7 protein-coding genes are annotated in these 8616 nt (G+C 42.3%); 4 read left to right on the top strand and 3 right to left on the bottom strand.

The genetic code is table 11. From position 1 onward, the window contains the following. Window positions 1-216: 216 nt before the first annotated feature. On the bottom strand, window positions 217-1917 hold the full coding sequence (locus F6K57_RS19620) for a serine hydrolase (RefSeq protein WP_293070058.1): 1701 nt from the start codon (window positions 1915-1917) through the stop codon (window positions 217-219). Window positions 1918-2144: 227 nt separating this feature from the next. On the opposite strand from F6K57_RS19620, the gene F6K57_RS19625 reads away from it, so the two are divergent. Then, complete coding sequence (locus F6K57_RS19625; protein WP_293025003.1) at window positions 2145-2414, top strand: LuxR C-terminal-related transcriptional regulator; 270 nt, start codon at window positions 2145-2147, stop codon at window positions 2412-2414. A 477-nt stretch (window positions 2415-2891) separates the two neighbouring features. Here the strand turns inward: F6K57_RS19625 and F6K57_RS19630 are convergent, their stop codons facing one another. Next, the gene (locus F6K57_RS19630; RefSeq protein ID WP_293070060.1) at window positions 2892-3209 is read right to left on the bottom strand and encodes a DUF4342 domain-containing protein; all 318 of its coding nucleotides are present in this window, start codon (window positions 3207-3209) and stop codon (window positions 2892-2894) included. 167 nt (window positions 3210-3376) lie between these two features. On the opposite strand from F6K57_RS19630, the gene trpB reads away from it, so the two are divergent. After that, window positions 3377-4642: a tryptophan synthase subunit beta gene (gene trpB / locus F6K57_RS19635; RefSeq protein WP_293024999.1), complete on the top strand. Its 1266-nt coding sequence runs from the start codon at window positions 3377-3379 to the stop codon at window positions 4640-4642. Between the two features lie 514 nt (window positions 4643-5156). Further along, complete coding sequence (locus F6K57_RS19640) at window positions 5157-5807, top strand: ribonuclease H-like domain-containing protein (RefSeq protein ID WP_293070062.1); 651 nt, start codon at window positions 5157-5159, stop codon at window positions 5805-5807. On the opposite strand, the gene F6K57_RS19645 is transcribed toward F6K57_RS19640, so the two are convergent. After that, window positions 5758-6021, bottom strand: a complete 264-nt coding sequence (locus F6K57_RS19645) for a hypothetical protein (protein WP_293070064.1) — start codon at window positions 6019-6021, stop codon at window positions 5758-5760. The two genes, F6K57_RS19640 and F6K57_RS19645, sit on opposite strands and share 50 nt — an antisense overlap. A 239-nt stretch (window positions 6022-6260) precedes the next feature. Between F6K57_RS19645 and F6K57_RS19650 the strand changes: the two genes are divergently transcribed. Further along, window positions 6261-8616 (top strand): ATP-binding protein (locus F6K57_RS19650; RefSeq protein WP_293070066.1); only part of this gene is annotated, 2356 nt, incomplete at its 3' end.

Below are 8616 nucleotides of genomic sequence, written 5' to 3' on the forward strand. Positions count from 1 at the left end.
GAACAGGGAACAGGGAACAGGGAACAGTGGACAAGAATTGACGGAAACACGATCAGAAAACTAATTTTGTAAGAGGTTTATTATACATATATACCATTTCTGGTACTTATGAGGTACAGACAATTTCATTCTACCTACTCCCTACTCCCTACTCCCTACTCCCTACTCCCTACTCCCTACTCCCTACTCCCTACTCCCTACTCCCTTTCCTATAGCTTAGGTAGACACTTTTTTATTAGCCGTGAATACGCCATTGGGTTGAGTAATCACTGCTTGAGTCACAACCCCAGCATTATCGGTAGTGAAGTTAATACTATATCCTGGTACATCCTTAAAATAAAATTCGGTTCCTTGGTAACGAACTAACTCTATCTCTGGCTGACCAGCTAATGACAAAAATAGTTTATTATCTTTGATCAAGATAGTTATAGATGATTGACCATAAATGTCATAGTCACCCACAAATTTTTCCATAAAACTAGTGGTTAAAATGCTTTGGTCAGGGATTCGTTCAAATACAATATCCTTCACCGTCGGTTCTAGAGGTATGGACAGTCTCTGAATAGTTCCTTTGGGGTCATTAAAAAATGATAATAGTTGAAAATTATCAGAACCCTCTGATAGTAATTCAAAACTATCATAGTGGTAGTGCTTTAGTTCATAAACAATTGAATTATGAGTTGCCGTTAACTGCTGATCTTTGATCGCAATGGAAACTATTCCGTATCCGGGATGCTCAAAATCTCCTGTGTAATCTTCTAGGGGATGTGATGGTTGAGTGCCAGTTTTAGGCTGTGGTTTGGTGTTCTGTTTGCCTTGTTCAGCAGCTTGTTTAGCTTCCTCAAGCTTACTCTTAATCCTTTCATTCCAAGGAACTTCGTCGAGACCGAGCAAGCGATCGCAAATGTGATAAGTTATAATTTCTCGCAATGGGTTTACTTCGAGATTGGTGAGAACTACCACACCAATTTTATCTTGAGGCATCAACGTTGTCAGGGCATAAAATCCGTCAATATAACCCCCATGCTGAACGTGATTATGACCTCGGTAGGCAGTGAGGTACCATCCTAATCCATAAGAGTAATGCCAGATTTCCGGATACTCAAGGGATAACGGTATCACGATTTGTGGTGTATACATCTGAGTCAGAATACCAGGGTTGATAATCTGCTTATCCTCATAGTTTCCCTGGTTTTGATGGAGTAGAAGCCACTTCGCCATATCAGTAACATTGGAATTAATAGAGCCAGAAGGACCCATGGCGTCGATATTGCGAAATGGGATGGCTTTAACTACGTCATCTTTCTCTCGATAAGGAAGGGAAAAATCGTCAGTCTCCTGGGATTTGACAACGGAAAAATTGCTGTCTGCCATCGACAAGGGATTAAAAATTTCCTGCTGAACAAATTCTTCCCAGCTGCTCTCGGCAATTTGACCGACTAAGTAGCCAGCCGTCATGTACATCAAATTTTGATACTGATAGACACTCCGCAATTCATGATTAGGTTCGAGATACTGTAAGCGCTCAACTATTTCTTTACGAGTCAAAGAACTGTTATACCACATGAACAAATGCTCGGGTAAGCCAGAACGATGAGTGACCAGGTCACGGAGAGTCATGTGTTCACTAGCATAGGAATCGTATAGTTTAAACGTGGGCAGATAATGTCTAACTGGTTTATCCCAATCTAATTTTCGTCGCTGAGCCAAGATGCCCATAGCCATTGTGGTAAACGCTTTAGTGCAAGACCCAATCGGAAAGATGGTTTTAGAGGTTACTTTTAAGCCTTTTTCTACATTCCTAAAACCAAAGCCTTCACAAAAGATGATCTCGCTATCGTGAACAATAGCGACAGCCAGCCCTGGGACTTTCCACTCTTCCATTCTCTGGTTAATAAAATTACTAAGACCTTCCATTAGTTGCTCTCCATTGATGTTAATTTCAGAAGTTTCGACGCCAGTTGCTCATCTGACTCCCCACACTTCCCACACTTCCCACACTCCTCCCACTCCCCTTTCCCCAACTCCTCCTTGTCCTGTTTATTGATAATCACTTAATTTCCCCATGGCAAATTAAGTGAAGCGGGTCACCATTGGCGGTAAAATTAGATAAGATAGGTATATCTACTAGAGAAAAATTACTTATGGCTAGTGGTAAATCCCAGACTCCCGCAACTCTGTCTTACCGCGAATTGCAAATCATCGAACATGTAGCGGCTGGTTTAACCAATCTCGAGATCGCCCAGGAGCTGGCAATCAGTAAGCGCACTGTTGATAATCATATCAGTAACATTCTGACCAAAACCTGCACTGATAACCGGGTTGGTTTGGTTCGTTGGGCCTTAAAGTGGGGCAAAGTTTGCTTGAATGATGTCAATTGCTGTCCTTTACCAGCCCCTGGTCAAACCCAGTGATACCAATCACTCATCCAGTCCCGGAGATTATTGAATCATTACTTACTGATAGTTTTCAGAACTGATAGCTTTGAGAGTCGGCTTGATGCTAGGATTAGGCAGTTTTGCTCAGGTTTATTTAATTAAGTTGGTTTAACTAATTTTATTTTTTCAAGCCACCAGTTCAGCACCTCAGGGGCTCTCTTAACCGCCCAGCTACAGAGCAAGAAACCCATGATTATGTAAGTCACACTGGCATAATTAGTTTAGTTGTCCAGGGTGACTTATAGGCTTTTGGCTGACTGCTGATCACTCAAAGCTGATCACTCAAAGCTGATCACTCAAAGCTGATCACTCAAAGCTGATCACTCAAAGTTGACCGCTCAAGGTATATCTTAAGTATATCTTAAGATATTTTTAGCGATCGCGGGCAATCTTTCTCTAGGATGTCCCATACCTGTTTAGGGGTTAGGGTAGATCTCGTAGATATCTAGACTGCTATTCCTTTCGTTCTACCACTACTTTCAATCGAGCCGCCAATGCCCCGATCGCTCCCAGGGGGAGTAACCAAGGAGCCAAGAAAATAGCAGTAACTCCTCCTAATACGCCAAAAGTTAGCGGAATCTCCAACAAAATCCGATCCTGCTCATTTTTGATCATAATTCGGCGAATATTCCCCTGATTAATTAGGTCTTTAACTTTGTCAATCAGGTCATTACCACTAATACTGAATTCTTCGACACTGACCTTTGGTTGAACATCTGCCTCTACGGAATTGGAGTGATTGTTAATTTGTTGATCAGTTGGTTCATTCATGGTAAGCTGCTAAGGCACCGGCTTGGTAATTATGGTCATTACTTTTCTACATTAGCTCGAAAATAATTGTTAGTGTTGATACAAAATGCTAGAAGACTGGTGGTAAAGCATTTTGGGTTTTATAATATATATTCGAGATGTTCGTTCTATAATTGTTTGACACCGCTGTGACTAAAACCCCCCTACCCCTTAGTATCGGCGACCAGAGGGACCAAGCGACCCAACAACCGGACGCTTTGGGACGTTTTGGTAAATTTGGTGGCAAGTATGTTCCAGAAACCTTGATGCCTGCTCTAAGTGAACTAGAGCAGTCTTTTGAGCAATACCGTAATGACCCGGATTTCCAACAGGAACTACAACAACTGCTGCGAGACTATGTGGGACGTCCTAGTCCTCTGTATTTTGCTGAACGTCTGAGTAACTACTATACCAAATCTGATGGTAGTGGACCACGGATTTATTTAAAACGGGAAGATTTAAATCACACCGGTGCTCACAAGATTAATAATGCTCTGGCTCAGGTATTGCTAGCCCAGCGCATGGGTAAGCGGCGCATCATTGCTGAAACGGGAGCGGGTCAGCATGGTGTGGCTACCGCAACAGTATGTGCTCGATTTGGTCTCGAATGCGTCATTTATATGGGCGTTCAGGACATGGAACGGCAATCCCTGAATGTGTTTCGGATGCGGCTACTGGGAGCAACGGTGCAACCGGTATCGGCTGGGACTGGTACTCTCAAGGATGCTACCTCGGAAGCGATTCGAGATTGGGTGACAAATGTGGAAACTACTCACTATATCCTTGGGTCAGTGGCAGGTCCTCATCCTTACCCAAAAATGGTACGGGATTTCCATGCTGTGATTGGCCAGGAAACTCGCGCTCAATGCTTGGAAAAGTGGGGCGGTTTGCCGGATATTTTGTTAGCTTGTGTCGGAGGTGGCTCCAATGCCATGGGCCTGTTCCATGAGTTTGTTAATGAACCCTCTGTGCGGCTGATTGGAGTAGAAGCAGCAGGCGCTGGTGTAGATTCTGCTAAACATGCGGCTACTCTAACTAAGGGACGACCAGGAGTGTTGCACGGGGCAATGAGTTATTTGCTCCAAGATCAGGATGGTCAGGTGCTCGAAGCTCACTCGATTAGTGCTGGATTGGACTATCCTGGTGTTGGTCCAGAGCATAGCTATTTGAAGGATAGCAGTCGGGCAGAGTATTATAGTGTTACAGACAAAGAAGCGGTGGCTGCGTTTCAACGCTTGTCTCAGCTGGAGGGAATTATACCGGCACTGGAAACATCTCATGCGATCGCATATCTCGAAACTCTATGTCCCCAACTAAGTGGTAATCCCCAGATCGTGATTAACTGTTCCGGTCGCGGTGATAAGGATGTGCAAACTGTTGCTAAATTTATGTCAGCTCAGACCTCGAAAGATTAAGAAAATAAAAAATACATAGGAAATGTGGACTGTCAAGGGTAAATTGTAAACTACGATACAGTAATTCCTAGAAATTAGAGCCCAGCTTTTAGCCAGCCTGCTCATGCCAACACCATTGCTCAAGATTAGTTTGGGAATGCTGATCTTTGCTGTGGAATTAACCCAAGTTTTTATCAAGGGTGGTTAACTCTAGTAACCACTGTGATTTATTTGCTAGTTATGGTGCTATAACATCGCTTTACAGCGATAACTAAAACTACTAACTGACACTACTAACTGACACTACTAACTAACACTACCGGTAGTGGTTAGTCTCAGTGGTTACTGTCATCTTAACGAATAACTATGCCGTAGACCTTCTGATCATGGGAACAGAAACGGTACCCCATAGGAGCATCGAATAAACCAAATCCTGGGAGTTATCCCTAACAATACTATCGCATCAATACTATCGCATCAAACATTATCCCATCCAACAAACTTCTAGAACCTACAACCTATAACCTTTGAACCAATGACCAACACAACTGTAATTGAAGAATTGAAGGATTTTCAAGTTTGCGATCGCGATTTACCCGAATCTATATGCCAAGAGTATCTAAGGGCAGATTCCCTCGCCGTGGATACGGAAACCATGGGACTGATTTACCAACGCGATCGCTTATGTCTTGTACAGCTGTGTGATCCACAAGGACGAGTCACCTTTGTCCGCATTGACAAAGGACAAACAGAAGCACCCCGATTAAAACAGTTGTTAGAAGCGACTAATGTGCTCAAAGTGTTTCACTTTGCTCGGTTTGATGTCGCTATGCTCAGGCAAAATCTCGGTATTGAAGTCAATCCTGTATTCTGCACCAAGATTGCTAGTAAGTTAGCCCGCACCTATACTAGTAGCCATGGTCTCAAAGAATTGGTCAAAGAGCTAGAACGGATAGATTTGGATAAAAGTGCTCAGAGTTCTGACTGGGGTAATGTCGCTAACCTCTCCGATGAGCAGTTGGAATACGCTGCTAATGATGTACGCTACTTGTTAAATGTGCGGCAAAAACTGATCAATATGCTGGAACGGGAAGACCGGTGGGAATTAGCTCAACAGTGCTTTGAGGCGTTACCGACTATGGTATCTCTCGATTTGTTGCACTATCGAGATGTATTTGAACATTGAACAATCGGCGTTGGTGAATCTTCTTTTGAATAGGAGTAGAGTGGGCATCCTGCCCGCCTGGGAATATATTGAAACTGGCAAGATGCCAGTTCCACCAAGATGCCCGTTCCACCAAGATGCCCGTTCCACCAAGATGCCCGTTCCACCAAGATGCCCGTTCCACCAAGATGCCCGTTCCACCAAGATGCCCGTTCCACAAAAGTCTTAAAATCATTCCATTATTAAGCAACGCCGAATAATCAGAGACTGTTCAGAAAGTAGATATTAAAACACTGATTAGTCCCTGACTATTGGTGGGTTACCGGAGATAGCTCCTACAGTCTCGTTGCCTAACTTAACCGATGCCAGGAGCTAAGCAAAGTTTAACAAACAGTTTCCAAGCTCCAAAATCCAACTTAAACTAGTAGAGGGGGGTGTGACCCATAGCCCCTCCAGGAGATACCAGTGAAACGTATGTTTAGTTGGAAACGTGCCCAAATCCCCTTGTGTTTGGGTGCTTTTTTGATATCAGTACTGATTAGCCTATTAACCATAGCACCTAGTCAAGCACAATCTCAGGCAACTAAAACCTTGCCGCGATTGGAGATTACCCAAGGATGGCACTATCTCTGGGGTGATGTTTCTATCAATAACCTCCATAATGCCAAGCTTTGTCCTAAGCTCGAGATTTCCAACGGCGACCCTTGCTGGAAAGAATTTACGTTTCCAGAAAGACTATGGAAGTCACCGCAAGATCAACAGCAAAACAATGTTTGGTTAGGGGTTAGGTTACCAGAGGGTAAATTGCAATCTCCCACTCTTTATCTCGGAGCAGTTCCGAATATACTAGAAGCTTATTTAGATGAGCAACTGATTTATACCCGATTATCCCCTAACTCATTGCCTCCAGGTCATGGTGAAGGGTATCAATGGCCAATTGTTCCTCTTGATTCAAATTTTTCCGGCAAATCATTGTTCATTAATGTTTATGTCGGTGGTGATCAGTCTATTTACATCGGTTTTTTCGACCGGATAGTTATTGGTTCTAAATTTAACGTAATTCGGTGTTTATTCAAAGACGAAATAAGCACTATTTTAGGCTGCATTTTTATTTTAATTGGGCTGTGGTTTAGTTTAACCTGTCTATTCCGGTCTCAAGATAAACGATTGATTCTAGCCTTTGCATTATTAGCCATAGCTGGTGGCATTTACAACCTTAGCCAATCAACCATTGTTCCCTTATTATTTAAGGATTCAATGAATTGGGAGTATAGTCGATATACGGCTTTTTGTTTTCTTCCTATTCTGAGCCTGATTGGTTTTGAACAAATATTTGGTTCAGGGTATTTTTCCATCATCCAGCGGTTATGGCAAATTCACATAATTTATTCCGTAATTTCTTTAGGATTAATTTTTATCTACAACAGTTCCTGGTTGTATGAGATATATATTGATCACTACCTGCTCCTGGCTAGTACAATAATTTTATTGATCCATGCTATTCCTATAGCTATTAATAAGAGAAACTATTATGCGAAAATATTTAGTTTAGGATTATCTATCCTGGCTATAACAGCAATGCATGATATTTTAGTTTATCGCTTTGAACCGGAAAATTGGTATCAGCGATTCTATCCTTGGGGAATGTTGCTTTTTATCCTATCCTTAGGATTAATTTTAGAACGACGATTTGCTGAAACCAGGCGACTGCTAAAGGAATATAACCAGAAACTAGAAACCAAGAATGCTGCTCTTCAGGAAATGGATCAGCTCAAAAATGAATTCTTAGCTAATACATCTCATGAACTGAAAACACCTCTGAATGGCATTATCGGCATCGCTGAATCTCTGATTGATGGAGCAACAGGTGAGTTATCCCAGTCAACAGCATCTAATCTTTCTCTGATTGTCTCTAGTGGCAAACGGTTAACTCAGCTTGTTAACGATTTACTGGATTTTTCTGCCCTCAAGCATAAACAAATCAACCTGAGAATCAAGCCAGTGGGGATGCGAGAAATCACAGAAGTTGTTTTATTGCTATCCCGTCCCCTTGTGGGTAATAAAAACCTACAACTGATTAATCAAGTTTCCTCATCGAGTCCCCCTGTGGATGCTGATGAAAACCGACTCCAACAGATTCTCTATAATTTGGTGGGTAATGCCATTAAATTTACTGAACGTGGTACCATTAAAGTATCAGCAGAGGTGGTCAATTCTTATCTTAAAATTACCGTTTATGATACAGGGATTGGTATCCCACCTGATAAAGTAGACCGAATTTTTGAAGCTTTTGAACAAGGGAATGGCTCCATTAATAGGAAATATGGAGGAGTGGGGTTAGGTTTAGCTGTTACTAAAAAACTGGTGCAGCTCCACGGCGGAAATATTGATGTGGAGTCTACGCCAAACCTTGGCTCACGGTTTAGTTTCACTCTACCGATATCAAAGGGTAAAGTAGAGAGGAAACAGCGAGAGGAAGTTTCCCAGGTTCAGAATTATTTGGCGATGGCAAGTGACTCTGAACACTTGATATCTGATCACCTGATATCTGATTACCTGATGTCTGATCACCTGATATCTGATCACCTGATATCTGATCACCTGATGTCTGATCACCTGATATCTGATCACCTGATATCTGATCACCTGATGTCTGATCACCTGATGTCTGATCAGAACTTATCACCACCAACTATGAAAGCCTTGAAAATCTTGATTGTAGATGATGAACCAGTAAATCTTCAGGTTTTGGTCAACCATCTTTATCTGCAAAACTATAAGATTACTAAAGCAGTTAATGGCGAAGATGCATTCACAAAAATTACCCAAG

Origin of the sequence: Moorena sp. SIO4A5 (assembly GCF_010672005.1) — a bacterium.
GTDB lineage: Bacteria > Cyanobacteriota > Cyanobacteriia > Cyanobacteriales > Coleofasciculaceae > Moorena.